The organism is Roseovarius sp. THAF9 (genome assembly GCF_009363715.1).
In the GTDB taxonomy this organism is placed as follows: Bacteria; Pseudomonadota; Alphaproteobacteria; order Rhodobacterales; family Rhodobacteraceae; genus Roseovarius.
This window is the reverse complement of the sequence record NZ_CP045404.1, coordinates 3,238,510-3,263,413: the sequence shown is the minus strand read 5'-3', so window position 1 is coordinate 3,263,413 and position 24,904 is coordinate 3,238,510. Positions and strand designations below refer to the sequence as shown.

Annotated in this window: 25 protein-coding genes; 21 read left to right on the top strand and 4 right to left on the bottom strand. The window is 62.7% G+C overall.

Annotation, left to right across the window (positions count from 1 at the left end; genetic code table 11):
* The first annotated feature begins 10 nt into the window (after positions 1 to 10).
* Complete coding sequence (locus FIU86_RS16165; protein WP_152476025.1) at positions 11 to 1,531, top strand: tripartite tricarboxylate transporter permease; 1,521 nt, start codon at positions 11 to 13, stop codon at positions 1,529 to 1,531.
* Between the two features lie 72 nt (positions 1,532 to 1,603).
* Here FIU86_RS16165 and FIU86_RS16160 read toward each other — a convergent pair whose 3' ends face one another.
* Positions 1,604 to 3,010, bottom strand: a complete 1,407-nt coding sequence (locus FIU86_RS16160) for a short-chain fatty acyl-CoA regulator family protein (RefSeq protein ID WP_152476024.1) — start codon at positions 3,008 to 3,010, stop codon at positions 1,604 to 1,606.
* 126 nt (positions 3,011 to 3,136) lie between these two features.
* Between FIU86_RS16160 and FIU86_RS16155 the strand changes: the two genes are divergently transcribed.
* The 6 genes from FIU86_RS16155 to FIU86_RS16130 all read left to right on the top strand — a co-directional run bounded on the left by FIU86_RS16155 (position 3,137) and on the right by FIU86_RS16130 (position 9,995).
* On the top strand, positions 3,137 to 4,189 hold the full coding sequence (locus tag FIU86_RS16155; RefSeq protein WP_152476023.1) for a ketopantoate reductase family protein: 1,053 nt from the start codon (positions 3,137 to 3,139) through the stop codon (positions 4,187 to 4,189).
* 371 nt (positions 4,190 to 4,560) lie between these two features.
* Positions 4,561 to 5,568, top strand: a complete 1,008-nt coding sequence (gene eutB, locus FIU86_RS16150) for a hydroxyectoine utilization dehydratase EutB (protein WP_152476022.1) — start codon at positions 4,561 to 4,563, stop codon at positions 5,566 to 5,568.
* The gene (locus tag FIU86_RS16145; RefSeq protein ID WP_152476021.1) at positions 5,558 to 6,544 is read left to right on the top strand and encodes a cyclodeaminase; all 987 of its coding nucleotides are present in this window, start codon (positions 5,558 to 5,560) and stop codon (positions 6,542 to 6,544) included. Before eutB ends, FIU86_RS16145 begins: the two co-directional genes overlap by 11 nt.
* Positions 6,545 to 6,551: 7 nt before the next feature.
* Complete coding sequence (locus tag FIU86_RS16140) at positions 6,552 to 7,034, top strand: Lrp/AsnC family transcriptional regulator (RefSeq protein ID WP_152476020.1); 483 nt, start codon at positions 6,552 to 6,554, stop codon at positions 7,032 to 7,034.
* A gap of 112 nt (positions 7,035 to 7,146) precedes the next feature.
* Positions 7,147 to 8,613, top strand: a complete 1,467-nt coding sequence (locus FIU86_RS16135; protein ID WP_152476019.1) for an NAD-dependent succinate-semialdehyde dehydrogenase — start codon at positions 7,147 to 7,149, stop codon at positions 8,611 to 8,613.
* 11 nt (positions 8,614 to 8,624) lie between these two features.
* Positions 8,625 to 9,995 carry an aspartate aminotransferase family protein gene (locus FIU86_RS16130; RefSeq protein ID WP_152476018.1) on the top strand — a complete coding sequence of 457 codons (1,371 nt, stop codon included), beginning with the start codon at positions 8,625 to 8,627 and terminating at the stop codon, positions 9,993 to 9,995.
* Between the two features lie 65 nt (positions 9,996 to 10,060).
* On the opposite strand, the gene FIU86_RS16125 is transcribed toward FIU86_RS16130, so the two are convergent.
* The 3 genes from FIU86_RS16125 to FIU86_RS16115 all read right to left on the bottom strand — a co-directional run bounded on the left by FIU86_RS16125 (position 10,061) and on the right by FIU86_RS16115 (position 11,916).
* Positions 10,061 to 11,116 carry a YeeE/YedE family protein gene (locus FIU86_RS16125; protein ID WP_152476017.1) on the bottom strand — a complete coding sequence of 352 codons (1,056 nt, stop codon included), beginning with the start codon at positions 11,114 to 11,116 and terminating at the stop codon, positions 10,061 to 10,063.
* A 42-nt stretch (positions 11,117 to 11,158) separates the two neighbouring features.
* On the bottom strand, positions 11,159 to 11,467 hold the full coding sequence (locus FIU86_RS16120; protein ID WP_254704026.1) for a helix-turn-helix transcriptional regulator: 309 nt from the start codon (positions 11,465 to 11,467) through the stop codon (positions 11,159 to 11,161).
* Positions 11,468 to 11,547: 80 nt separating this feature from the next.
* Positions 11,548 to 11,916, bottom strand: a complete 369-nt coding sequence (locus FIU86_RS16115; protein WP_368373136.1) for a hypothetical protein — start codon at positions 11,914 to 11,916, stop codon at positions 11,548 to 11,550.
* Positions 11,917 to 11,997: 81 nt separating this feature from the next.
* On the opposite strand from FIU86_RS16115, the gene FIU86_RS16110 reads away from it, so the two are divergent.
* From FIU86_RS16110 to FIU86_RS16045, 14 genes are all read left to right on the top strand, one after another.
* Positions 11,998 to 12,738 (top strand): cytochrome c biogenesis CcdA family protein, encoded by a 741-nt coding sequence (locus FIU86_RS16110; protein WP_152476016.1) that lies wholly within the window; start codon positions 11,998 to 12,000, stop codon positions 12,736 to 12,738.
* Between the two features lie 17 nt (positions 12,739 to 12,755).
* Entirely contained in the window at positions 12,756 to 13,307 is a 552-nt protein-coding gene (locus FIU86_RS16105) for a thioredoxin family protein (RefSeq protein ID WP_152476015.1), read from the top strand.
* Between the two features lie 146 nt (positions 13,308 to 13,453).
* A complete protein-coding gene (gene soxX / locus FIU86_RS16100; RefSeq protein WP_152476014.1) occupies positions 13,454 to 13,927 on the top strand; it encodes a sulfur oxidation c-type cytochrome SoxX in 474 nt (157 codons plus the stop codon).
* Between the two features lie 21 nt (positions 13,928 to 13,948).
* Entirely contained in the window at positions 13,949 to 14,371 is a 423-nt protein-coding gene (gene soxY / locus FIU86_RS16095; protein ID WP_152476013.1) for a thiosulfate oxidation carrier protein SoxY, read from the top strand.
* A 23-nt stretch (positions 14,372 to 14,394) separates the two neighbouring features.
* The gene (gene soxZ / locus FIU86_RS16090; protein ID WP_152476012.1) at positions 14,395 to 14,724 is read left to right on the top strand and encodes a thiosulfate oxidation carrier complex protein SoxZ; all 330 of its coding nucleotides are present in this window, start codon (positions 14,395 to 14,397) and stop codon (positions 14,722 to 14,724) included.
* A gap of 62 nt (positions 14,725 to 14,786) precedes the next feature.
* Complete coding sequence (gene soxA / locus FIU86_RS16085; protein ID WP_152477190.1) at positions 14,787 to 15,611, top strand: sulfur oxidation c-type cytochrome SoxA; 825 nt, start codon at positions 14,787 to 14,789, stop codon at positions 15,609 to 15,611.
* 90 nt (positions 15,612 to 15,701) lie between these two features.
* Positions 15,702 to 17,399, top strand: a complete 1,698-nt coding sequence (soxB, locus tag FIU86_RS16080; RefSeq protein WP_152476011.1) for a thiosulfohydrolase SoxB — start codon at positions 15,702 to 15,704, stop codon at positions 17,397 to 17,399.
* Between the two features lie 25 nt (positions 17,400 to 17,424).
* A complete protein-coding gene (gene soxC / locus FIU86_RS16075; RefSeq protein ID WP_152476010.1) occupies positions 17,425 to 18,699 on the top strand; it encodes a sulfite dehydrogenase in 1,275 nt (424 codons plus the stop codon).
* The gene (locus FIU86_RS16070; protein ID WP_152476009.1) at positions 18,683 to 19,900 is read left to right on the top strand and encodes a c-type cytochrome; all 1,218 of its coding nucleotides are present in this window, start codon (positions 18,683 to 18,685) and stop codon (positions 19,898 to 19,900) included. Before soxC ends, FIU86_RS16070 begins: the two co-directional genes overlap by 17 nt.
* Before the next feature lie 4 nt (positions 19,901 to 19,904).
* On the top strand, positions 19,905 to 20,621 hold the full coding sequence (locus FIU86_RS16065) for a c-type cytochrome (RefSeq protein ID WP_152476008.1): 717 nt from the start codon (positions 19,905 to 19,907) through the stop codon (positions 20,619 to 20,621).
* A gap of 28 nt (positions 20,622 to 20,649) precedes the next feature.
* A complete protein-coding gene (locus FIU86_RS16060; protein WP_152476007.1) occupies positions 20,650 to 21,915 on the top strand; it encodes an NAD(P)/FAD-dependent oxidoreductase in 1,266 nt (421 codons plus the stop codon).
* Between the two features lie 86 nt (positions 21,916 to 22,001).
* A complete protein-coding gene (locus tag FIU86_RS16055; protein WP_152476006.1) occupies positions 22,002 to 22,433 on the top strand; it encodes a DUF302 domain-containing protein in 432 nt (143 codons plus the stop codon).
* The gene (hemA, locus tag FIU86_RS16050; RefSeq protein WP_152476005.1) at positions 22,433 to 23,650 is read left to right on the top strand and encodes a 5-aminolevulinate synthase; all 1,218 of its coding nucleotides are present in this window, start codon (positions 22,433 to 22,435) and stop codon (positions 23,648 to 23,650) included. Before FIU86_RS16055 ends, hemA begins: the two co-directional genes overlap by 1 nt.
* A gap of 207 nt (positions 23,651 to 23,857) precedes the next feature.
* Positions 23,858 to 24,904, top strand: a complete 1,047-nt coding sequence (locus FIU86_RS16045) for a YeeE/YedE family protein (RefSeq protein ID WP_152476004.1) — start codon at positions 23,858 to 23,860, stop codon at positions 24,902 to 24,904.

The window sequence follows — 24,904 nt, the reverse complement described above, 5'->3', positions numbered from 1 at the left end:
CTGACGAAAAATGGAAACGATACTTGTATCATTGACAGCAGGCCTTCTTGAGGCGTTTCAGCCCCTGAACCTGATGATGATTTTCGCGGGCTGCCTTGCGGGGCTGTTCGTGGGCTGCATGCCGGGCCTCGGCTCGGTCAACGGGGTGGCGATCCTGCTGCCCATCACCTTCTTGGTGCCGCCGACGACGGCGATCATCTTCCTTGCCGCACTTTACTACGGCGCCATGTACGGGGGCGCGATCAGTTCGATCACCTTGGGTATTCCCGGGGCCTCGACGGCCGTGGCGACAGTGTTCGACGGCAGGCCAATGGCCCAGAGCGGCAGGGCCGACCAGGCCCTGATGGCCGCGGCCATCGCGTCGTTCATCGGCGGCACGGTCTCGATCATCCTCTTCACGCTCTTCGCGCCGCCACTGGCCGCCTTCGCGCTGAAGTTCGGACCACAGGAGGAGTTCGCGCTGATGCTGTTGGCTTTCGCCACCTTCATCGGTCTGGGCGGGGACGACATACCAAAGACGATCTTCTCGATCCTTCTGGGCCTTGTTCTGGCCGCGGTCGGGTTCGACATCATCTCGGGCAGCCCGCGCCTGATCTTCTTCGACATGGTCGAGTTCCAGCGTGGCATCGGCTTCCTGGTGCTGGCGATCGGCATCTACGGTGTGGGCGAGATGCTCTGGACGCTGGAATCCACCAGCGGCAAGGTCCAGATGCACAACGTCAAGATCTCGATGTCGCGGATGAAGAACAACTTCAAGCAGATTCGGGAATACATCAACTCGACATGGGTCGGCTCTTTCCTCGGCTTCTTCGTGGGCACGCTGCCCGCGGCGGGGGCAACCCCGGCGGCGCTGATGTCCTATGGCCTCAGCAAGACGTTCTCGAAGGATCCCGACAGCTTCGGCAAGGGCAACGTGGCCGGTGTGGCCGCGCCTGAATCGGCCAACAACGCGGCCTCGACAGGCTCGATGCTGCCGATGATCACGCTGGGCATTCCGGGCTCGCCCACCACGGCGATCCTGCTGGGCGGCATGATCATCTGGGGTCTGCGCCCCGGGCCGCTGCTGTTCACCGAAAGTCCGGACTTCGTCTGGGGCCTGATCGGCTCGATGTACGTGGCCAACGCGGTGACGGTGATCCTGAACATCGCGCTGATCCCGGTCTTCATCCGGGTGCTGGCCATGCCGTTCACCCTGCTGACGCCGATCATCTTCACGCTCTGCGTGCTGGGCGTCTTCGCCACGACCGACCGGATGTTCGACACCTGGATCATGCTGATCATCGGCGTGGTGGGCTACCTGATGCGCAAGCTGAACTATCCGGTGGCGCCGGCGGTGCTGGCCATCGTTCTGGGGCCCTTGGCCGAACGGTCGCTTCGCCAGTCGCTGATCTCCGCTCAGGGTGACGCGACCACGTTCATCACCCGCCCGATCTCGCTGGTCTGCATCTGCCTTGCACTGGCGCTGGTCTTGTTCCCGGTGGTGCAACGCATCATGCGCAAGCGCAAGAAGGCGGCGGAAGGCCAGGCCTGATACGGGCCACGTCTGACCGCGACGCCCAACGCCTGCCCCCTGATCTCCCGGGGGGCAGGCTTTTTTACGCCGTCAACTTTCGTAACGGGTAGAGCCGCGCCGGTTGGCGTCGATCGGCAGGTTGATGAACAATGGCTGGTGCGCGCGCTGCGAACACGCCTGACGCGGGCAGAGCTGACAGTTGATACCGATCGGCTGATAAAGCGTCGGATCGTCGATCTTGAAGCTAGCTGCATAGCGGAGGCGATGCGCGTGCCGGGCCTCGCAGCCCAGCGTCAGTGTCAGCCTCCGGTCCTGCGTGTCCGCACTGAAAACCGGGCGATGCACGGTCCTGCTGATCGAAAAGAAGCGCTGTCCGTCGGGCATTTCCACGAACTGCGGAAAGATGACGCCCGGCACCGAGAAAGCGGCATGAACATTCCAAACCGGGCAGGCCCCGCCATACTCGGCAAGGTCGAAGGACGAGGCATTGAACCGTTTGGTGACATTTCCAGCCCGGTCCAGCCGAAGCAGGAAAAACGGAATCCCGTGCGCCTTGTCGCGCTGCATGGTTGTCAGGCGGTGGCAGACCTGTTCGAACGTGACGCCGAAGGCCAGCGCGATGCGGTCGATGTCGTATCCAGTGCTTTCGGCTGTTGCCAGAAAATCCTCGTAGGGCATCAGGAAGGCCGCCGCAAAGTAGTTTCCCAGCTCGACCTCCAGCCTGGGCTGCACCCGCTCGGGGTCGGCCTGGGCATTGCGCGCCATTCTCGAAATCATTCGGCCTTCGGTCAGGAAGGCCAGGATATGCGCCATCTGGAACGCCCGGTTTTCGGTATTGAGCGCCTGCGACAACAAGAGCGTGCGGCTGTCTTCGTCGTAGATGCGCAGCGAGTCGCCAAGTTCCTCGATGGGTCGCACTTCCACGGACACGCCATGGATTTCGCGAAGCCCGGCGCGAAGATCGACAAAAAGGGACTCCGGCGCCACCGATATTGAGTGCCGCGCGCTCTCGGCCGCAACTTCGAGCACGGCGAAATAATTGCTGTTCTTACGAAAAAAGTCGTGGATCGCGGTTTCCGGGGAGGCGTGCAGAATTTTCTCGTCGCGGCCTTCCGACCCGCCCCGCATGATGACCCTCAAAGCGGCGCGGTGCGCGCGATGCAGTTGCAGGAAATGATCGACAAACGCCGGCGCACGTTCAATCGCGCTGCGCAGCTCCTGCACATCCGGCGGATCGCCTTCCAGCGTCGTGTCGCTGAACGCATTGCGCAGGTCCGCAAGCACATGCGCGCCATCGTCCTGGGTCAGTTCCTTCACGTCGACATCAAACGCCTCGGAAATGGCCAGTAATATCTTGACCGACAGGCTTCTCTGGTTGTTTTCCAGCAGGTTAACGTATGCGGCGCTGACGCCAAGCCGATCTGCAACATCGGCCTGCGTCAGATCGTGGCTGATCCGAAGCTGCCGTAACTTGGGTCCGATGAAAGTCTTTGACATCTAGCGAGTTTACACAATTACGATTTGTTGACTTGTAAATATTATCAATAACACATTTACACGAATTTTGTAGCAGAATCTCTATGGGTAATTATGTTGCGCGGTGATAGTGCAAGGAGAGATCACATGGCTCGCAAGATTCTTATTCTGGGTGCATCCTACGGCTCGCTGCTGGGGACAAAGCTTTTGATGGCAGGGCAGGACGTGACGCTTGTGTGCCGCCAAGCCACCGCCGACACCATCAACGAAAAAGGAACCGAAGTCCGCATCAAGCTGCGCGACGAAGACGAGCACCGCGCATTCAAATCGGGGGATCTTCCTGGACGGCTCGATGCCAAGGCGCCTGCCGACGTGGCGCCCGAAGAGTATGATCTGGTCGCGCTGGCCATGTCCGAGCCGCAATATGGCAACGCCGAGATAACCGCGTTGATGAAGCGCATCGCAGCGTCCGGTTGTCCTTGCATGTCGATCATGAACATGCCGCCGCTGCCGTACCTGAAGCGGATCGAGAAGCTGGATGCAGAGGAGTTGCGCCCCGCCTTCAACCACGTCGAGCCGTGGGAGGGTTTCAAGCCCGGCCTTGTCTCGCTGTGCAGCCCCGACCCGCAAGCCTTCCGTCCGCCGGAGGAGGGTCCCAATGTCCTTCATGTCGGACTGCCCACCAACTTCAAGGCCGCGCCTTTCGAGGATCCGGCCCATACCGCCATCGTGCGCGAGCTGGAGGAAAAGATCGAAGCGGTGCGGGTGGACGGAAAGGACGTGCCGGTCAAACTGCGCCTCTTCGACTCGCTGTTCGTGCCCTTCGCCAAATGGGCCATGCTGCTGACCGGCAATTACCGCTGTGTTCAGCGCGACGGCATCCGTCCCATCAAGGAGGCTGTGCATGGTGATCTTTTGGAATCCCAATCGATCTACAAGAAAGTCTGCGATCTCGTCACGCACCTGGGGGCAGACGAAGACGATCAGGTTCCCTTCGAGAAATACGCCAAAGCGGCGAACGGCCTTCTGAAACCGTCCTCGGCCGCGCGGGCCATCGACGGTGGTGCCGAGCAAATTGAGCGGGTGGATCTGCTGGTCAAACTGATCGCGGACCAGATGGGGCAGCCAATGGAAGAAGCGGACGAGACGGCCGATATCATCAACGCCCGGTTGGAAGAGAACCGCAAGAAGGCCGCCTGACTATTCCGGACCAAGGGCAACTGGACCGTCCCGTGATGTGCGTTACCGGGGCGGTCTTGTTTTTGCGCCGGGATCAGCCAGCCAGGGGGGTATCGCATCTTTTATGGACCCATCCTGAACCGCAAGCCAATTGCATTTCTGGTCGCAAAGCCAAAAGCGTTGGCCCGGCTCGAGCAGTTCGTTCTGTCCGTACCCCGTACCCAGGCCGGCACGCGCCGAAACCGTGTGCTCGCCCAAGCGATACGACCCACTAACTGCGCCGAGGCGCATTCCGGTTGCGTTTGACCCATCGCATCCCGCATCCTGTTCCGAAAGGGACCGGGTCACATCACTTCCGGGTCTGCAAAGCTAACAGCCAGAGGAGTTTCCACTTGGCATTTGCGCTGTCCAACATCCTTGCCGCGCGACGGACGATTGCGGGAATTGCCGACAACACCCCGTTCGTGCCGTCCCCGTTCATGACGCAGAAGGCAGGCAGCGAATTCCTGATGAAGCTCGAGAACATGCAGCCTATCGGCGCGTTCAAGCTGCGCGGTGCGGTGAACGCGGTGATGAACCTGCCCGAGGATGTTGAAGGCGTCACATGCTGTTCGACCGGGAACCACGGGCGCGGCGTGGCCTATGCCGCCGAGCATCGCGGGCTGCGCGCCGTGATCTGCATGTCCAACCTAGTGCCGCAGGCCAAGGTGGACGGCATCAAGGCCCTGGGCGCCGAGGTGCGGACCTGCGGTAAAAGCCAGGACGACGCCTTGGCCGAAAGCCTGAGGCTGGTCGAGGCCGAGGGCCTGGTGGAAATTTCACCGTTCGACGATCCGCATGTCATTGCAGGGCAGGGGACGATCGGGCTGGAAATGTTGCAGGCGCGTCCCGATCTGCGCACGATCCTTGTGCCACTGTCAGGCGGCGGGTTGGCGGCGGGCGTTGCCGTCGCGGCAAAAACGATCAACCCGCAGATCAAGGTCATCGGCATCAGCATGGATCGAGGCGCCGCCATGCACGCCTCCATCACCGCCGGTCACCCGGTCGAGGTGGAAGAGGTCGCAAGCCTTGCCGATAGCCTTGGGGGCGGGATTGGAATGGACAACAAACTATCCTTTGCGCTCTGCCGTGACCACCTCGACGACACGGTGCTGGTCACCGAAGAAGAAATCTACCACGCCATGCAGGTGTTGTTCTACGAGGACCGTATCGTGGCGGAAGGGGCGTGCGTTGTCGGAATCGCCGCGCTTCTAGCAGGCAAGTTGCCAGAGGTGTCGGGGCCGATCGGCACCATCATCACGGGCCGCAACCTCGATATGGGAATGTTTCATCAAATCATGGCGGGAGAGGATATTCAGCTGGGCGACACGCTGGTGAAAGGGAACACCTATGGCGCATGAAATCCAGATCGTGACCGAGGCCGAATTGCGCGCGGCGATCCGGCTGGACGTGGACATGGTCGATGTCATCGAACGCGCCTTTGCCGCGCTGGCGGGCGGCGATGTCGTGATGCCGCCGATCCTTTCCATGGACCTGCCGCAAGCCAATGCCGAGGTCGACGTCAAGACGGCCTATATCCCCGGCTTCGACGGCTTCGCCATCAAGGTCAGCCCGGGCTTTTTCGACAACCCCGCACTGGGTCTTGCCAGCCTCAACGGCCTGATGATCCTGTTTTCAGCCAAGACCGGACTGGTCGAGGCGGTATACCTGGACAACGGATATCTCACCGATATCCGTACGGCGGCCGCGGGTGCCGTGGCCGCGCGGCACCTCGCCCCGGACACGATCAAGACAGCCGGCGTCATCGGAACCGGCGTGCAAGCCAGGCTTCAGATTCAGGCGGCCCATCTGGTCCGTCCTTTCAAGCGCGTGCTTGTGCACGGGCGCGACGCCGACAAGGCCGCCGCCTGTGCCGAGGATCTTGCCGCGGCTCTGGGGGTCGAGGCCGAGGCCGTCACCGATCCCGCCGCGCTGGTGGCTGACAGCCAGCTTGTCGTCACCACCACGCCAGCGCGATCCCCTGTACTGATGGCCGACTGGCTTCATCCCGGTCTTCACATCACCGCCATGGGCTCCGACCAGGAAGGCAAGAACGAGATCGACCCGCAGGCCATCGCGGCCGCGGACCTTTACGCCTGTGATCGGGTCAGCCAATGCGAGACCAGCGGCGAGTTGGAAGCCGCCCGGGCCGCGGGCGTTCTGACGGACGCCACCCCGCCGGAACTGGGAGACATCATCGCCGGCAAAGCCCGGGGCCGACAGTCGGCGCAGGACATCACCATTTGCGACCTCACCGGCACCGGGGCGCAGGATACCGCTATCGCCAGTCACGTCCGCGCGGCACTGCCCGACGCCGGTACGCGTATTCGGACCTGACCCGGCCATGACACGGCTGGACGCGCGCGATATCGAGATCCTCAAGGTCCTGGCCGAGGACGGACGGATCACGAAGGCCGCGCTTGCCGAACGTGTGGGCTTGTCGGCCTCGCCGTGCTGGGAAAGACTGAAGCGGCTGGAAAAGGCGGGTTTGATCAGCGGCTACCGCGCCGAGATCGCTTTGCGGAAAATCGGCCCGCATGTGACGGTCTTCGTGGCTGTGGAACTGACCGATCATACCGCCGCGACATTCCGCATTTTCGAGGATGCCGTGCACCAATATCCCCAGATCGTCGCCTGCTGGGGTATAGGCGGCGGCTACGATTACCTGATGCAGGTCGTGACCCCCGACATCAATGCCTATCAGCGGCTTGTCGACCAGATGCTCAACGACCGGATCGGGATGGCGCGGTATTTCAGCTATGTCGTGACCAAGCCGGTCAAGGGCCTGACCGCCCCGCCCATCGACGTGATTCTGGGTGCGCAGTAGATTCTTCTGCATTCGCTGCGGTTTGCAGAAAAATCCACCTCCACGGCAGGCCCATTCAGGCTCACCCATTGCTCAAGCCATATAAAACCTCCGTAAGTTAAAGGAGGAACTTATGCCTGACACGTCTTTGCGCCTGATCGAAGACCTGCGGCTCGTCCGCAACTTTTCCTATGTTGGCGGCAAATGGGTCGCCGCCGCCGATGGCAGCACCCTGACCGTGACCGACCCCGCCGACGGGGCGGTCGTCGGAGAGGTTGCCAGCCTTTCTGCTGATGAAAGCGCCGAGGCCGTCACCGTCGCCCAGGAGGCCTTTCCCAAGTGGTCGTCCAAGTTGCCACAGGACCGCTCCGCGATCCTGCGCCGCTGGTTTGACCTGATCATCGAGAACCGCGAGGATCTGGCCAAGCTGATGGTCGCCGAACAGGGCAAACCCCTGTCCGAGGCGCGGGGCGAGATCGACTATGCCGCGTCTTTCGTCGAATTCTACGCCGAGGAAGCCAAGCGCCCCAACATCGAGGGCGTCACCAGCCACCTGAACACCGCCGAGGTCGAGCTGTGGCTTGAACCCGTGGGCGTCGTGGCGCTGATCACGCCGTGGAATTTCCCCTCGGCCATGCTGACCCGCAAGGCCGCCGCGGCTCTCGCTGCCGGCTGCACCATCGTCGCGCATCCCAGCCACGAGACGCCATTTTCGGCGCTGGCGCTGGCCGAATTGGCCGAGCGTGCAGGCGTCGAGCCGGGCGTGTTCAACGTGGTCACCGGCCGCGCCTCGACCGTGGTGCCGCCATGGACCGACGACTCGCGGGTGCGGGCGCTGTCCTTCACCGGCTCGACCGAGGTCGGGCGGCTACTCTATCGCGCATCGGCGGAAACCGTGAAGAAACTGGTGATGGAATTGGGCGGCCATGCGCCGGTGATCGTGTTCGACGATTGCGACCTCGATCATGCCGTGGCCGAGACCATCAAGGCCAAGTTCGCCACGTCCGGTCAGGACTGCCTCGGCGCGAACCGCATCTATGTCCAGCGTGGCATCTACGATGAATTCTGCACGCGTTTCACCAACGCGACAAAGGCGCTGACGATTGGCGTCGGCATGGATGACTGCGACCTTGGCCCGCTGATGAACGAAGGCGCCGTCGCCAAGCAGGAGGCACATGTCGCCGACGCTTTGGAAAAAGGCGCGAAACTTGCCTGCGGCGGCCAGCGTAATCCGCTCGGGCGGCTGTTCTATGACGCGACCGTTCTGACCGACGTGCCCGACGAGGCCGAGATCATGCGCGAGGAAACCTTTGGTCCCGTCGCGCCGATCACACCGTTCGAAACCGAGGATGAGGCCATCCGCCGCGCCAACGACACCGAGTACGGCCTTGTGGCTTACGTCCACGCCCACGACCCGCGCCGCATCTACCGGCTCAGCCGCGCGCTGCAGTTCGGCATGGTCGCGGTCAACCGCACCAAGGTGACCGGCGCGCCGATCCCGTTCGGCGGGGTCAAGCAGTCCGGCCTCGGCCGCGAGGGCGCGCGAAAGGGCATGGAAGAGTTCATGGAAATCAAATACGTCTGCCGCGATTGGGGCTAAGGAGAGTACGAATGCTTAAGAACGATCAACTTGACCAGTGGGACCGCGAAAACTTTTTCCATCCCTCGACCCACCTGGCGGAATTCGCCCGGGGTGAGGCCCCGCAGCGCATCGTGACCGGCGGCTCCGGCTGTCATATCGAGGACCGCGACGGCAACCGCCTGCTCGATGCTTTTGCCGGGCTTTACTGCGTGAACGTCGGCTATGGCCGGCCCGAGATTGCCGACGCAATCGCCGAACAGGCGCGCGAACTGGCCTATTACCACGCCTATGTCGGCCACGGCACCGAGGCCGCGATCACGCTGGCCAAGATGGTGCTGGACCGCGCGCCGGACCACATGTCGAAAGTCTATTTCGGCCTCAGCGGCTCGGACGCCAACGAGACCAACATCAAGCTGGTCTGGTACTACAACAACATCCGCGGGCTTCCCCAGAAGAAAAAGATCATCTCGCGCTGGCGCGGCTATCACGGCTCGGGCCTGATGACCGGCTCGCTGACCGGGCTGCACCTGTTTCACCAGAAGTTCGACCTGCCGCTGGCGCAGGTGCTGCACACCGAGGCGCCCTATTACTATCGCCGCGCCGATGTGAACCAGACCGAGGAGCAGTTCGTCGCCCATTGCGTGGCCGAGCTGGAGGCGCTGATTGAACGCGAGGGGGCGGACACCATCGGCGCCTTCATCGGTGAACCCGCGCTGGGCACCGGGGGCCTGGTGCCGCCGCCCGCCGGCTATTGGGCCGCGATTCAGGAAGTGCTGGCCAAGCACGACATCCTGCTGATCGCCGACGAGGTCGTCACCGGCTTTGGCCGCCTGGGCAGCATGATGGGCTCGGACCATTACGGCATCAAGCCCGACATCATCACCATCGCCAAGGGCCTGACCTCGGCCTATGCGCCCCTGTCCGGGTCCATCGTGTCCGACAAGGTCTGGAAAGTGCTGGAGCAAGGCACGGATGAGAACGGCCCCATCGGCCATGGCTGGACCTACTCGGCGCATCCCATCGGGGCCGCCGCCGGTGTCGCCAACCTCAAGCTGATCGACGACCTGAATCTGGTTCAAAACTCCGGCGAGGTGGGCGCCTACTTCAAGAAGGCGCTGACCGAGGCCGTGGGAGACCATGCCCATGTCGGCGAAGTGCGCGGCGAGGGCCTGCTCTGTGCCGTGGAGTTCGTCAAGGACCGCGACGATCGCGTGTTCTTCGACGCCTCGGAAAAGGTCGGCGCACGGCTGGCCGGTGAACTGGTCAAGGAGGGCGTGATTTCCCGCGCCATGCCGCAGGGCGATATCCTTGGCTTCGCGCCGCCCTTCTGCATGACCCGCGAAGAGGCCGACGAAGTGGCCACCAAGCTGGGCAAGGTCGTGAAAAACGTGCTGGGCTAAGACCGTCCTGTGGGAATCGATTAAGGCCGCGCTATCCCGGCGTGGCCTTTTTGTCCGCCGGTTGGTTATTCCGCCGGCGCGAACCCGGTGATCAGCTGTTTCAACCCCAGCGCCGCCCCGGCAAAGATCGCCAGAAACGCCACCGGCGCGGAAAAGGCCAGCACCGAAAAGGCCGAAACCCCCTGTCCGATACTGCACCCCACCGCCAAGATCGCACCCGGCCCCATCAGGGCCGCACCGAAGATCTGCCGCTTCAATTCGCGCGGGTCCTCGCAGGCTTCCCAGCGGAAATGCCCCTTGAAAAGCGACCCGACGAAGGCGCCCACAACCACGCCCAGTACCGAACCCACGCTGAACGACAGGCTGTTGCCCGAGGCGGTCATCGCGTAATAGATTGTGTCGCCGATGGGCGCGGCGAAGGAATGGGTCTCGATCGGTTCGGCCTCGAACCCCGTCATGGCCACCCAGTAGGTGCCGACCCAGCCAAGGACGATAGCTATGCCCACCACGGCGGCCCAGAACACCATGTTCAGCGAGCGCAGCATCCGGGCACTGGCGAGGGAAAATATCAGGATGGCCCCTCCCAGAAGAAGACCGGTCAGAGCGGGGCCAATCCCCAGATGCACCTGCGCCAACTGGCTGAACCCTTGGGGCGATCTTGCGCCTTCCTCGACAGTGAAAAGCCAGACGCGGAAATGGGCCAGCGGGCCGGACATCACCAGGTAGGCCGACAGTCCCATCACGATCACGATGACGAAAGACCGCAGGTCGCCGCCCCCCAGCCGCGCCAGCGCCCCGTAGCCGCAATTGCCCGACAGCGCCATGCCATAGCCGAACATCAGCCCGCCGATGATGGTGCCCAAAGGGTTCCAGACCCTGTCGAGATACGCGGTGGCGGTGCCGTCCATCAAGCCACCGGCCATGGCGAAATGCGTGCCTATGATGGCCACGCCGATGGCGATGCCCCACATGCGGATGCGGCGATCATCCGAGGAATAGAGCACGTCCTCGATCGCGCCCAGCGTGCAGAATCGCCCCAGCCGCGCGGCCAGCCCCAAGGCCAGACCACCCAACAGCCCGATCAAGGCTGCGCTATTGGCTTCGCCCAGAACGTCCAGCATCTTGGTTCCCGTTTAACGACCGGAACCTCTCCTCAATCCCGGTCAGTCTTCCCTGCAAAAGAGGTCATAGACGACCTCCATGATTTGCCGCGGTCTGTCGTCTGTCAAGCTGTAGTAGATCGCCTTGCCCTCGCGCCGGGGCGTCACCAACCCTTCCAGCCGAAGGCGTGTCAGCTGCTGCGACACCGCCGCCTGACGCGCCGACAACAGGTCTTCCAGTTCCGTCACCGACTTCTCGCCCGAGGCCAGATGGCACAGGATCATCAGCCGCCCCTCGTGGCTGATCGCCTTCAGGAAGTTCGACGCCCGCTGGGCGTTCTTCATCATCTTTTCCATGTCCTCGGCGCGCATGTTCGCGTCGAGCACCGGCAGCCGCGTTTCGGGCTCGGATGCGTCGGAAGAATTCTGGGGATCGAGTGTCATAGGTTTCGTCAGCCTGTTTTGTCGAGGTCGATGCGCGCCTCTTCCAGCATCATGCCAAGCAGACCCCAAAAGAAATCCTCTCCGGGGTATCCTTCGATCCGGCCCAGTTCGGTGCCGTCCCGGACAAGGATGAAGGTGGGCGTAAAGCGCACGCGCCGGGCGAATTCCACGTCCGGCGATTCGCTGTAAAGATCATAGCGGCGCAGTGGCGCGGCTTGTCCTTCGGGGGTTTTCGGATATTTCGCCGAAACCTCCTCGTTCCACTGGGCACACCAATAACACCCGTCTTCCTCGGCCATCAGCAGATAGGTCTCTGCCAGCATGGGCGCGGGAAGCCAGGTCAGGATAACGAGCAGGAATGCTCTGATCGCTGCCACGTGAAACTCCGATTGACGGCTTGCTAGAACCGATCATAATCTAATATTCGAATATTTCAAGAAAATGCGGTGGGTCTGTGAATGTTTGACGTAACGATCTACGGGGCGTTGATCGCGGGGCTTTTGTCGTTCCTGTCGCCCTGCATCCTGCCGATCGTGCCATTCTACCTCAGCTACCTGGCCGGGGTGGGCATGAACCAGATCACGGCAGAGGCCGAAATCTCACGCGGGGTGCGCGTGCGCGCCTTCCTCGCGGCATGCTTCTTTGCGCTTGGCGTGATCACCGTTTTCGTCGGGCTGGGGGCCTCGGCCACCGCCTTCGGCCAGCTGGTGCAGGAGTATTTCGACGTCCTGCGCTGGGTCGCGGCGGCGATCATCATCGCGATGGGCCTGCATTTCCTTGGCGTAGTCCGCATCGGCATTCTCTATCGCCAGTTTCGGGCGGATGCCGGCGACACCAGCAATGTCGGGCTTGCCGGCGCCTTCGTGATCGGCCTTGCCTTCGCCTTCGGCTGGACGCCCTGCGTCGGGCCGGTTCTGGCCGCGATCCTGTTCACGGCGGCGGGACAGGAGTCGGCGTCACAGGGCGCCACGCTGCTTTTCGTCTACGGTCTCGGCATGACGCTGCCCTTCATCGCGGCGGCGCTCTTCATCGGCCCGTTCATGCGGTTCATGGCGCGGTTCCGCCGCCATCTAGGCCTGATTGAGAGGATCATGGGCGCGCTGCTGATCCTGTTCGGCGTCCTGATCGCGACCAATTCGGTGAACATCATCGCCCAGTGGATGCTTGAAAATGTCCCCTGGTTCAGCACAATCGGATAAACGGGAGGAGTCTTCAGATGACCAGAATTTTCGCTTTCCTGACTGCCGCGCTGATCGCGCTGCCGGTCTTCGCGGCCGAGTTGGGTGACGACGGCCTGCACAAGGCCCCGTGGATGCGCGACACCTTCAAGGATCTTGGCGACGACCTCGAAGAGGCGACCGCCGAAGGCAAGCGCCTGCTCGTCCTGATCGAACAGCGCGGCTGCATCTATTGCACCAAGATGCACGAGGAAGTGTTCGTCGTCCCCGAGATCGAGCAGTTTATCGAGGACAACTATTTCGTGGTGCAGATCAACATGTTCGGCGATGTCGAAGTGACCGATTTCGACGGCGAGGCGATGCCCGAGAAAGACGCCGTGCGCCGCTGGAATGCCATGTTCACGCCCACCATGATGTTCTTCCCCGAAGAGTCCGAAGGCAAGCTGCCTGCCGACGAGTTGGCGGTCGTCACCATGCCCGGCGCATTCGAGAAAGGCACCACCCTGAACCTGCTGCGCTGGGTCGTCGAAAAGGGGTATGAGAGCGACGAACCGTTCCAGAAATACCTGGCGCGGAAACTCGCGGAATAAGCACAGGTAATGCTGCGCGCGCAAAGAAATCCGCCTGTTTTTTCTGCGAAAGCGAACAGATTTAAAAATTCACTTACTTGAATTTGTTGTTGCGTGAATCGGTTTTGTGTGTGCAAGTATACAGTAACTGTCATACGGGAGGTCACATGACACGTCTAACTGCTTTTGTAGCCGGAGCAGCGCTTTTCGCGACCGTTGCGGCTGCGGAAACCATTGCACCGCAAGACGTCGAATACGTCGATGGTGCGGTTGAAACTTCTCTGACCGGCCAGCCCGGTGACCCCGAAGCGGGCGCCGTGCTGATGAACAAGGGGGCGGGCAACTGCATCGCCTGCCACATGATCTCTGACCAGTCGCAGCTTCAGTTTCACGGGGAAATCGGCCCGCCGCTCGATGGCGTTGCCGACCGCTGGAGCGAGGCCGAGATCCGCGGCATCGTAGCCAACGCCAAGGTCATGTTCGAAGGCACGATGATGCCGGCCTTCTACAAGGTCGACGGCTTCACGCGCCTTGGCGACGCCTATACCGGCAAGGCCCACGAGGGTGAGGTCGAGCCGCTGTTGACTGGCCAGCAAATCGAAGACGTCGTCTCCTACCTGATGACGCTCAAGTACGAATAACTCAGATATCTGGAGGACAAGATGAAACTGAATCGCCGAAAGATGCTGGTGCTGAGCACCGCAGGCGCAGCCGTGACGGCCTTCGGCGCGCTGCCGGCCTTCGCGTCGGCCACCGAAGACGCAATCGCGAAATTCACCGGCGGCGCCGATGTGGGCGAGGGCGGTGTCGAACTGACCGCGCCGGAAATCGCCGAGAACGGCAACACCGTGCCGATCGAGGTCAGCGCCCCGGGCGCCGTTGCCATTTCGGTTTTCGCCGATGGCAACCCGACGCCCGCCGTTGCCACGTTCAAGTTCGGCCCGCTGGCCGCGTCGCAATTCGCGTCGACCCGTATCCGCCTTGCCGGCACGCAGAACGTCATCGCCGTCGCCCAGATGGAAGATGGCTCGTACAAGCAGGCATCGGCAAACGTCAAAGTCACCATCGGCGGCTGCGGCGGCTGAGTAGAGGACAAGGAGATTAGAACATGGCCGAAGGTGTAAAACCCCGCGTCAAGGTCCCGAAGTCGGCGTCCGCCGGCGAAACGATCACCATCAAGACGCTGATCAGCCACCAGATGGAAAGCGGTCAGCGCAAGGACGATGACGGCAACGTCATTCCGCGCTCGATCATCAACCGCTTCGTTGTAGACTTCAACGGCGAGAACGTGATCGACGTCACGCTGGAGCCGGCGATCTCGACCAACCCGTTCTTCGAATTCGAGGCGACCGTGCCCGAAACCGGTGACTTCACGTTCACCTGGCATGACGATGACGGGTCCGTCTACGAAGAGACCAAGACGGTTACGGTCGGATAAGGCGCCTCGGCGTCAGGGAGGATAACATGACAAGAACGACTGTAACGGGTGGGCGTCTGATCATGGCAGCAGCCGCCAGCGTGTTCGCGCTGGCCGCCTATGCCGGGCCCGACGAAGACGAACTGGTGGTCAACGAAGATATCGAAATGGTCACCAAGACCGATGCGCCTGCGCATATGGAAAACATCGACACGATCTATTCGGGTTGGCGGTTCCGCTCGGACGAGACGCAGGCGGTGCAGACCGACGATTTCGACAACCCGGCGATGCTCTGGGTGGAACAGGCCGCCGAGGTCTGGAACACGGCGGAAGGGTCCGAGGGCAAGTCCTGCGCGTCGTGCCACAACGACGTCGACAGCATGGCTGGCGTCAAGGCGGTCTATCCCAAGTGGAACGAGGATGCCGGCGAAGTTCGCACGATCGAGATGCAGGTCAACGACTGCCGCGAAAACCGCATGGGGGCCGAGCCGTGGAAATACGCCGGCGGTGACATGACCAACATGTCGGCGCTGCTGGCCTCGGTGTCGCGTGGCATGCCCGTGAACGTGGCCATCGACGGCCCGGCCCAGTCCACCTGGGAAAAGGGCAAGGAGATCTACTATACCCGCTACGGTCAGCTGGAACTCAGCTGCGCCAATTGTCACGAAGACAATTACGGCAATATGATCCGCGCCGACCATCTCAGCCAGGGCCAGATCAACGGCTTTCCGACCTACCGTCTGAAGAACACCAAGCTGAACGCCGTGCATGCCCGCTTCAAGGGCTGCATCCGAGACACCCGGGCACACACCTTCTCGCCCGGCAGCCCGGAGTTCGTGGCGCTCGAGCTTTATGTCGCATCGCGCGGCAACGGCCTCAGCGTCGAAGGACCGTCGGTCCGAAATTAAACTCAATTCAAGGCTCCGTCGCATAGGCGGGGCCTTTTTCATCTGCGCTACATTCAAATATGCGCATATGTCTTGAAGGATGAACCACTCATGATTTCGCGCAGGGATTTCCTACAGGTCGGCATTGCGGCATCGGCACTCGTCGGGGCCTCTGGCTTCGGCAACTGGGCCAAGCTGGCCGCGCAACAGTCGCTGACACAGGACCAGCTCTTGCAGTTCGACACGTTCGGCAACGTGTCCCTGATCCACGTCACCGACATCCACGCGCAGCTGAAACCGATCTATTTCCGCGAACCTTCGGTCAATATCGGCGTGGGCGAGAACAAGGGCGAGGTGCCGCATGTCACCGGCGCCGATTTCCGCCGCCTCTACGGCATCGAGGATGGCAGCCCCAGCCACTATGCGCTCAGCAGCGGCGACTTCACGTCGCTGGCCCGTGAATACGGCCGCGTCGGCGGGCTGGACCGCGTGGCGACCGTCGTCAACGCCATCCGGGCCGACCGTCCCGACGCCATTCTGCTCGATGGCGGCGACACGTGGCACGGCTCGTACACCTGCTATCACACCCAAGGCCAGGACATGGTCAACGTGATGAACGCGCTCAAACCCGATGCGATGACATTCCACTGGGAATTCACGCTGGGGTCCGATCGCGTGGCCGAGCTCGTCGAGTCTCTCCCGTTCGCCGCGCTCGGCCAGAATATTTTCGACGCCGAGTGGGACGAACCCACCGATCTCTTCCCACCCTACACGATGTTCGAACGCGGCGGCACCAAGATCGCCGTGATCGGTCAGGCCTTCCCCTACATGCCCATCGCCAACCCGGGCTGGATGTTCCCGGAATACGCCTTCGGCATCCGGGATGAGAACATGCAGACCATGGTCGACCAGGTCCGCAGCGAGGGCGCGGAATGTGTCGTGGTGCTCAGCCATAACGGCTTCGACGTGGACAAGAAGATGGCCACCGTGGTCAGCGGAATCGACGTGATCCTGTCGGGCCACACCCACGATGCGCTGCCGGAACCGGTTCTGTCGGGCGAGACGCTCATCATCGCCTCAGGCAGCAACGGCAAATTCGTCAGCCGCGTCGATCTCGACATCCGCGACGGCCAGATGATGGGCTATCGTCACAAGCTGATCCCGATCTTCTCGGACGTGATCGAACCCGATGCGGACATGACCGCCCTGATCAATGAACAGCGCGCACCTTACGAGGACAAGTTGTCAGAGGTGATCGGCCAGACCGATAGTCTGCTTTACCGTCGCGGCAACTTCAACGGCAGCTGGGACGACCTCATTTGCGACGCGCTCCTGTCCGAGCGGGACGCCGAAATCGCGCTCAGCCCCGGCGTGCGCTGGGGGCCGTCACTGATCCCCGGTCAGGACATCACCCGCGAGGATATCTGGAACGTCACCTCCATGACCTATGGCGAGGCGTATCGCACGGAAATGACCGGTGAATTCCTCAAGGTCGTGCTGGAAGACGTGGCCGACAACATCTTCAACCCCGACCCCTATTACCAGCAAGGCGGCGACATGGTCCGCACCGGCGGCCTTGGCTACAGCATCGACGTCAGCAAGCCGCAGGGCGAGCGGATCAGCAACATGACCCTGCTCAGCAGCGGCGAGCCGATCGACCCGTCGCGCAACTACGTCATCGCCGGCTGGGCCTCGGTCAACGAGGGCACCGAAGGACCGCAGATCTGGGACGTGGTCGAAAGCCACATCCGCAAAATGGGCACCGTCACGGTGCAGGAAAACGACAGCGTCGAAGTGACCGGCGTCTGAGCATTCATCAAGGGAGCGTTCAGCCATGAATGATCTTTTCAAATCACCGTCCCGCCGCGCCTTCCTGCGTGGCAGCGCGGCAGCGGTCGCAGGCTCGGTGGCCGGCGCGGCCTCGGCACAAGATCCCGACCCGTTGATCACCGAGGTTCAGGATTGGGCCGCGATCACGGGCGAGGGCGTGGATGAGACCCCCTATGGCCTGCCGATCCGGTTCGAGGATGACGTGGTACGCCGCAACGTGCCGTGGCTGACCGCCGACCCGATCAGCTCGATCAACTTCACGCCGATCCATGCGCTGGACGGCACGATCACCCCGCAAGGCTGTGCGTTCGAGCGGCACCACTCCGGCGCCATCGAACTCGCCAAGGAAGATTACCGTCTGATGATCAACGGTCTGGTGGATAAGCCGCTGGTCTTCCACTACGCCGACCTCGAACGCTTCCCGCGCGAAAACCACGTCTATTTCTGCGAATGCGCGGCCAATACCGGAATGGAATGGGCGGGCGCACAGCTGAACGGCGTGCAGTTCACCCACGGCATGATCCACAACATGGAATATTCCGGCGTCACCCTGCGCACCTTGCTTGAAGAGGCGGGGCTGGATGCCGCAGGCGATCTCAAGGACAAGTGGGTCTATGTCGAAGGCGCCGACGCGTCCTCAAACGGTCGCTCGATCCCGATGGAAAAGGCGCTGGACGACTGCCTTGTCGCCTTCAAGGCCAATGGCGAGGCGCTGCGCAAGGAGCACGGCTACCCCGTCCGCCTTGTTGTGCCCGGCTGGGAAGGCAACATGTGGGTCAAATGGCTGCGCCGGATCGAGGTTATGGACGGCCCCGTGGAAAGCCGCGAGGAGACGTCGAAATACACCGACGTACTGGCCGACGGCACGGCCCGCAAATGGACCTGGGTGATGGATGCCAAATCGGTCATCACCTCCCCCAGCCCGCAATCGCCCATCAGCCACGGACCCGGTCCGCTGGTCATCTCCGGCCTCGCCTGGTCCGGCCACGGCAAGATCACCCGTGTCGATGTCTCCCGCGATGGCGGCGTGACGTGGGAAACCGCCCGCCTCGGCACGCAGGGTGATGCCAAGGCGCTGACCCGCTTCTACCTCGACACCACCTGGGACGGCGAGGAGATGCTGCTCCAGGCCCGCGCGATGGACGAGACGGGCTATGTCCAGCCGACCAAGGCGCAGCTGCGCGAGGTGCGCGGCGAAAACTCGATCTACCACAACAACTGCATTCAGACCTGGCACGTCAAAGCCAACGGGGAGGCCGAAAATGTCGAAGTTTCTTAAGATATTCGCACCCGCCGCCGGTGGCGCCGCGGGCGTTCTGACAATGGCTTACGTGCTGGCTGACCAGTTCGTCGTGGACATCCCCTCGATTGCCCCCGCGCTGGTGTCACAGGCCAGTGCCGCCTCGACCGATGCGGCCGACAGTGCCACGGATGAAACCCAAGCCGCCGCAACCGAAACACCCGAAGGTGGCTTCGGCCTGGGCCGCGAAGCGCTGCCCGAGGAAATCGCCGCTTGGGATGTCGACGTTCGCCCCGGTGGCATCGGCCTGCCCGAAGGGCGCGGCGACGTGGCCACAGGCGAAGAGGTCTTCGCCGAAGCCTGCGCCGTCTGCCACGGCGACTTCGCCGAGGGTGTGGGCAACTGGCCGGTACTGGCGGGCGGCTTCGACACGCTCGACGACAAGGACCCGGTGAAAACCGTCGGCTCCTACTGGCCGTACCTGTCGACCGTCTGGGACTACGTGCACCGCTCCATGCCCTTCGGCAACGCGCAGTCGCTGAGCCCCGATGAGGTCTACGCGATCACCGCCTACATCCTTTATTCCAACTACCTGGTGGAAGATGATTTCGAGCTCAGCCACGAGAACTTTGCCGAATTCGAGATGCCCAACGCCGACGGCTTCATCGTCGATGACCGCCCCGAAAACGAATACACCATCTGGCGTACCGAGCCCTGCATGGAAGGCTGCAAGGACAGCGTCGAGATCACCATGCGGGCCTCCGTCGTCGACGTGACGCCCGAGGAAGAGGGCGCCGAGGAAGAAGCCGCCGCCGAACCCGCCGCCGAAGAAGCGGCGGAGGAGGTCAAGATGGCCGCCGCAGACCCCGAACCCGTCGAGACGACCACGACAGATGCCGACGAGGGCGCCGGCCCCGATCCCGAGTTGGTCGCAGCGGGTGAAAAGGTCTTCCGTAAGTGCAAGGCTTGCCACATGGTCGGCGAGGCTGCCAAGAACCGGGTCGGCCCGGTGCTGAACGGCGTCATGGGCGCGACCATCGGCGGCCACGACGACTTCAAGTACTCCAGCGTGTTCCAGGAAGCCGCAGAAGCAGGCCGCGTGTGGGATGAGGCCGCCATGGCCGAATTCCTTGCCGCGCCGAAAAGCTACATGAAAGGCACCAAGATGAGCTTTGCCGGTCTCAAGAAAGACGAGGATATCGACGCGATCATCGCCTATCTGCAAAGCTTCGGGGACTGACCGCATGACGGTCGGACTGCGCACTCTCCCCTTCGCCCTAGCGGCAGGCCTTCTGGCCTGCGCCACCTCTGCGGCGGCTGAAGAGGGCGACCCGGAGGCCGGCAAGGAAGTGTTCGATTATTGCTCCGGCTGCCACGAGGTGGGCAAGGGCGCCGAGCATGGCATCGGTCCGCATCTCAACGGCCTTTTCGGTCGGCAAGCCGCTACGCAAGAGGGGTTTCGCTATTCCGAAAGCTTCCAGCGCGCTGGCACCGGCGGGCTGGAATGGCACGCCGAAACACTGGACATCTTCCTCGAAAATCCCACCGCGATCGCCTCGGGCACCCGGATGAGTTTTGACGGGTTGGAGGACCCGCAAGAGCGTCTGGACCTCATCGCCTATCTGCGGCGCTTTTCCGACAATCCCCGCGACATCCCCGAGGCGGACCCGACCATCCAGGGCATGGACCATGACCTCGACCCGGAAATCCTCGCACTTGTGGGCGACCCGGAATATGGCGAATATCTCAGCGGGGAATGTGTGTCGTGCCATCAGGTGGGTGGCGCCAATGACGGCATTCCGTCTATCGTGCTCTGGCCGGAGGAGGATTTCGTGGTGGCCATGCACGCCTACAAGAACAAGCAACGCAAACATCCGGTGATGCAAATGGTCGCCGGGCGGTTGGGCGATGAGGAGATCGCCGCACTGGCCGCCTATTTCGGCCAAATGACCACAGAATAAAAATAAATTACCCTAGGGAGGACAAAAAATGACACTTAACAGACGGACGTTCCTTGGAACGACAGCCGCCGCAGCGACCACGCTCGCGGCACCGAACGTGCTGGCGCAAGGCGCGGGTAAACCGCGTGTGGTCGTGATCGGCGGCGGGGCAGGCGGGGCCACGGCGGCCCGCTATATCGCCAAGGACAGCGACGGCGCCATCGACGTGACGCTCGTGGAGCCCACACGGACCTATTTCACCTGCTTCTTCTCCAACCTCTACCTTGGTGGTTTCAAGGAGTTCAGCGACATCGGCCACACCTACGGCACCATCGCCTCGACCGGCGTGAACGTAATCCACGACTGGGCTGTCGATGTCGACCGCGACGCCAAGAGTGTGACGCTCGCCGGTGGCTCCACGTTGCCCTATGACAAGCTGATCCTCAGCCCCGGCATCGATTTCGTCGATGGCGCCGTCGAAGGCTGGAGCGTCGAGGCCCAGAACGCCATGCCCCACGCCTACAAGGCCGGGTCGCAATCCGAACTGCTGCGCGCCCAATTGGAGGCGATGCCCGAGGGCGGCACATTCGCCATGGTGGCCCCCCCGAACCCCTATCGTTGCCCCCCGGGGCCGTACGAGCGGATCTCGATGGTCGCACATTTCATGAAGGAAAATAACCCGACCGCGAAGATCATCGTGGCCGACCCCAAGCCGAAATTCTCCAAGATGGCGCTGTTCCAGGAAGGTTGGAACAAGCATTACCCGGGCATGGTCGACTGGATCGGCGAAGAGTTCGGCGGCGGCAACGTCTCGGTCGACACGGCGAACATGACCGTCACCATCGACGGCGAGGAAACCAGCGTCGACGTCTGCAACGTCATCCCCGCGCAAAAAGCGGGCCGCATCGCCGACATGGCGGGCGTGACCGACGGTAACTGGGCGCCTGTGAATGCCGCCGACATGTCCACCAAGGCCGACGCGGATGTCTATGTTCTGGGCGACGCGGCGGCACAGGGCGACATGCCGAAATCGGGCTTTGCCGCCAACAGCCAGGCCAAGGTCTGCGCCAATGCCGTGCGCGGTGCGCTCACGGGGTCCAAGGTGTTCCCGGCCAAGTTCTCGAACACCTGCTGGTCGCTCATCGCCACCGATGACGGCGTCAAAGTGGGTGCGACCTACGAAGCGACCGAAGAGAAAATCGCCAAGGTCGACGGCTTCATCAGCGAAACCGGCGAGGATTCCGCCCTGCGCAAGGCAACCTACGAAGAATCCGAAGGCTGGTACACCGGCATCACGACCGACATGTTCGGCTAGGCGCTTCTCCGCCCCGGCTTTGATCTGGAGCAAAGACCGGGGCGGTCCCTCATGCGAAAAACATACGACAGCGAGGAGGACTGACCATGAAACCCGTGATTCTTGCGGCCGCACTTGGCTTGGCTACCGCGGCCCATGCCGAAGGCCCTATCACCGTGCCTTACGAAGGCTCGTTCGACGACGCGGCATTTGCGGTTGAAACCGCAATCGTGGGGCAGGGGCTCGTGATCGACTATGTCAGCCATGTGGGCGAAATGCTCAACCGCACGGGTGAGGACGTGGGCAGCGACGTGATGCTGTTCAAGGAGGCGGATATCTTCATCTTCTGCTCCGCCGTGGTGTCGCGCGAAGTGATGGAGGCCGACCCGATGAACATCGCGCACTGCCCCTATGGCATTTTCGTGGCCGAGAATGCGGAAGGCGCCGTGACGATCGGCTACCGCGACTACCCCGACGGTCCGATGGAAAAGGTCGAGGCGCTGCTGGCCGAGATCGTGAAAGAGGCGACAGAAAACTGATGAACTACCAGGAATTTTTCCGCTCCGAACTCGATGGGTTGCGGGCGGAAGGCAACTATCGCGAATTTGCCGAACTCGAGCGGCGGCGCGGCCAGTTTCCGCAGGCGAATTGCTATAACGGCCCCGAGAACGTGACGGTCTGGTGTTCGAACGACTACCTCGGCATGGGCCAGCACCCGGTCGTGCTCGATGCCATGCACGATGCCCTCGACACCACCGGCGCCGGGGCAGGGGGCACGCGCAACATTTCCGGCACCACCCACGCCCATGTGCAGCTCGAGGCCGAACTAGCCGACCTGCACGGCAAGGACAGTGCGCTGCTCTTCACCTCCGGCTACGTGTCGAACTGGGCCGCGCTGGGCACACTGGCGTCGCGCATTCCGGGGCTGGTGGTGCTGTCCGATGCGCTCAACCATGCCTCGATGATCGAAGGCATCCGCCATTCCCGTGCGCAAAAGGTGATCTGGAAACACAACGACCTCGCCGATCTCGAGGCCAAGCTGGCGGCCCTGCCCGCCAACGCCCCCAAGATGATTGCGTTCGAGAGCGTCTATTCGATGGACGGCGACATCGCCCCCATCAAGGAGATCTGCGATCTGGCCGACAAGTACGGCGCCATGACCTATCTCGACGAAGTGCACGCCGTGGGCCTCTACGGTCCGCGCGGCGGCGGCATTGCCGAGCGTGAGGGGCTGATGCACCGCCTGACCGTGATCGAGGGTACGCTGGGCAAGGCGTTCGGCGTGATGGGCGGCTATATCGCCGCCTCGACAGAGCTTTGCGATTTCGTCCGCTCCTTCGCCTCGGGCTTCATCTTCACCACGGCCCTGCCGCCCTGTGTCGCCGCCGGTGCCGCCGCCGCCGTGCGCCACCTCAAGCACAGCAGCGAGGAACGCAACCAGCAACAGGCCCGCGTCGCCGAGGTGCGCGCCCGGCTTGACGCCATCGGCCTGCCGCATATCGAGAACCCCAGCCACATCATCCCGGTGATGGTCGGCGACCCGGTAAAGTGCAAATACATCTCGGACGTGCTGATGCGCGACCACGGCATCTACATCCAGCCGATCAACTATCCGACCGTGCCCAAGGGCACCGAACGGCTGCGCATCACGCCGTCGCCAGTGCACTCCGCCGAGGATGTCGACCGGCTGATCTCCGCCCTTGAAGAGCTTTGGGCGCAGTGCCAGCTTGCCCGGCTGCCCATCGCGGCGCAGTAATCGGAAAAATTTCCCGCCAACGCGAAAAATAGGAAAACCCGTTTCGCCGGACCGTCTCCTGATGGTCCGGCGTTGTAACGTTTTCCGCGTTCCGGAACGTTGTTCCGCCTTCGCTGCGGAAAGCGGAACAACGCTCTTTCCGCTGGGCTTTGACTCGCGCGAAAACGCACCAGATAAGAGCGGATCATTTGAATCAGGACATGACCCATGCTGCTTGAATCCCTGCCGTTCGAACTGCCCGCGCAAACTCTGCACCTGCTGCTGGGCGCACTTCTGGGCCTTGCTTTCGGCATTGCCGCCCAGATCTCGCGCTTCTGCCTGCGGCGTGCCGTGGCGGGCGAAAACGGTGTGGATCGTTCCGCGCTTTCGGTCTGGCTGGTCGCGTTGGCCGTGGCCATCGTCGGGATCGCCCTGGCCGGTGGCATGGGCTTCATCGAGCTTGGCGACCACCGCTACCTGTCCAGCAGCGTGCCGGTCGCCGCGATCGCCCTCGGTGGTCTCGCCTTTGGCATTGGAATGGTCCTGACGCGCGGCTGCATGTCCCGCCTGACGGTGCTGGCCGGCACCGGCAATCTGCGCGCGGTCAGCGTCATCGCGCTCTTTGCCATCGTCGCCCACGCAACTCTGAAAGGTGTGCTTGCGCCGGTCCGCACATCGCTCGGCGCGGTCCAGTACGATTTCGGCATCGGCAGCCTCGCGACCATTCCGGGTGTTGCCCCGGCGGTGGCGCTGGCGCTGCTGGCCGTCGCCGTGCTGCTAGCACACCGCTCCGGCGCGCGCGCCCTGCACCTTGTCATGGGCGCGGTGATCGGCCTCGTGGTCGTGGCCGGCTGGGCCGGAACGTCCGTTCTGCTGATGGACGATTTCGATCCGTTGCCCGTCCAGTCGATGGCCTTCACCCTGCCGTGGACTGACACTCTGTTCTACGCCATCGCGTCCACCGCCGTGCCCGCAGGCTTCGGTGTCGGTGTGATCGGCGGCGTCATCGTCGGCAGCTTCCTCAGCGCCGCCGCGCGCGGCGAACTTGCCCTGCACAGCTTCGAGTCCCCTGTGCAAACCCTGCGCTACAGCGCCGGTGCGGTGTTGATGGGCTTCGGCGGCGTGCTGGCCGGTGGCTGCACCATCGGCGCAGGCCTCAGCGGCGGCGCGAACCTCAGCATCGCCGCCTTGCTGGCGCTCGGGTTCATCGTGTTGGGCGCGGTCGCGGCCCGCGGCGTGCTGGCACCGCGCGGTGTCGCAGTTCCCGCCGAGTAA

Bases quoted from the DNA above. Each gene is read 5' to 3' on its own strand.
- FIU86_RS16155 (WP_152476023.1), top strand. From the start codon at position 3,137: ATGGCTCGCAAGATTCTTATTCTGGGTGCATCCTACGGCTCGCTGCTG.
- soxY (WP_152476013.1), top strand. From the start codon at position 13,949: ATGAAACTGAATCGCCGAAAGATGCTGGTGCTGAGCACCGCAGGCGCA.
- FIU86_RS16055 (WP_152476006.1), top strand. From the start codon at position 22,002: ATGAAACCCGTGATTCTTGCGGCCGCACTTGGCTTGGCTACCGCGGCC.
- FIU86_RS16065 (WP_152476008.1), top strand. From the start codon at position 19,905: ATGACGGTCGGACTGCGCACTCTCCCCTTCGCCCTAGCGGCAGGCCTT.
- FIU86_RS16105 (WP_152476015.1), top strand. From the start codon at position 12,756: ATGACCAGAATTTTCGCTTTCCTGACTGCCGCGCTGATCGCGCTGCCG.
- FIU86_RS16140 (WP_152476020.1), top strand. From the start codon at position 6,552: ATGACACGGCTGGACGCGCGCGATATCGAGATCCTCAAGGTCCTGGCC.
- FIU86_RS16160 (WP_152476024.1), bottom strand. From the start codon at position 3,010: ATGTCAAAGACTTTCATCGGACCCAAGTTACGGCAGCTTCGGATCAGC.
- soxC (WP_152476010.1), top strand. From the start codon at position 17,425: ATGAATGATCTTTTCAAATCACCGTCCCGCCGCGCCTTCCTGCGTGGC.
- soxZ (WP_152476012.1), top strand. From the start codon at position 14,395: ATGGCCGAAGGTGTAAAACCCCGCGTCAAGGTCCCGAAGTCGGCGTCC.
- FIU86_RS16135 (WP_152476019.1), top strand. From the start codon at position 7,147: ATGCCTGACACGTCTTTGCGCCTGATCGAAGACCTGCGGCTCGTCCGC.
- soxX (WP_152476014.1), top strand. From the start codon at position 13,454: ATGACACGTCTAACTGCTTTTGTAGCCGGAGCAGCGCTTTTCGCGACC.
- soxA (WP_152477190.1), top strand. From the start codon at position 14,787: ATGGCAGCAGCCGCCAGCGTGTTCGCGCTGGCCGCCTATGCCGGGCCC.
- FIU86_RS16110 (WP_152476016.1), top strand. From the start codon at position 11,998: ATGTTTGACGTAACGATCTACGGGGCGTTGATCGCGGGGCTTTTGTCG.
- hemA (WP_152476005.1), top strand. From the start codon at position 22,433: ATGAACTACCAGGAATTTTTCCGCTCCGAACTCGATGGGTTGCGGGCG.
- FIU86_RS16145 (WP_152476021.1), top strand. From the start codon at position 5,558: ATGGCGCATGAAATCCAGATCGTGACCGAGGCCGAATTGCGCGCGGCG.
- FIU86_RS16045 (WP_152476004.1), top strand. From the start codon at position 23,858: ATGCTGCTTGAATCCCTGCCGTTCGAACTGCCCGCGCAAACTCTGCAC.
- FIU86_RS16060 (WP_152476007.1), top strand. From the start codon at position 20,650: ATGACACTTAACAGACGGACGTTCCTTGGAACGACAGCCGCCGCAGCG.
- FIU86_RS16130 (WP_152476018.1), top strand. From the start codon at position 8,625: ATGCTTAAGAACGATCAACTTGACCAGTGGGACCGCGAAAACTTTTTC.
- FIU86_RS16125 (WP_152476017.1), bottom strand. From the start codon at position 11,116: ATGCTGGACGTTCTGGGCGAAGCCAATAGCGCAGCCTTGATCGGGCTG.
- FIU86_RS16120 (WP_254704026.1), bottom strand. From the start codon at position 11,467: ATGCGCGCCGAGGACATGGAAAAGATGATGAAGAACGCCCAGCGGGCG.
- soxB (WP_152476011.1), top strand. From the start codon at position 15,702: ATGATTTCGCGCAGGGATTTCCTACAGGTCGGCATTGCGGCATCGGCA.
- FIU86_RS16165 (WP_152476025.1), top strand. From the start codon at position 11: ATGGAAACGATACTTGTATCATTGACAGCAGGCCTTCTTGAGGCGTTT.
- FIU86_RS16070 (WP_152476009.1), top strand. From the start codon at position 18,683: ATGTCGAAGTTTCTTAAGATATTCGCACCCGCCGCCGGTGGCGCCGCG.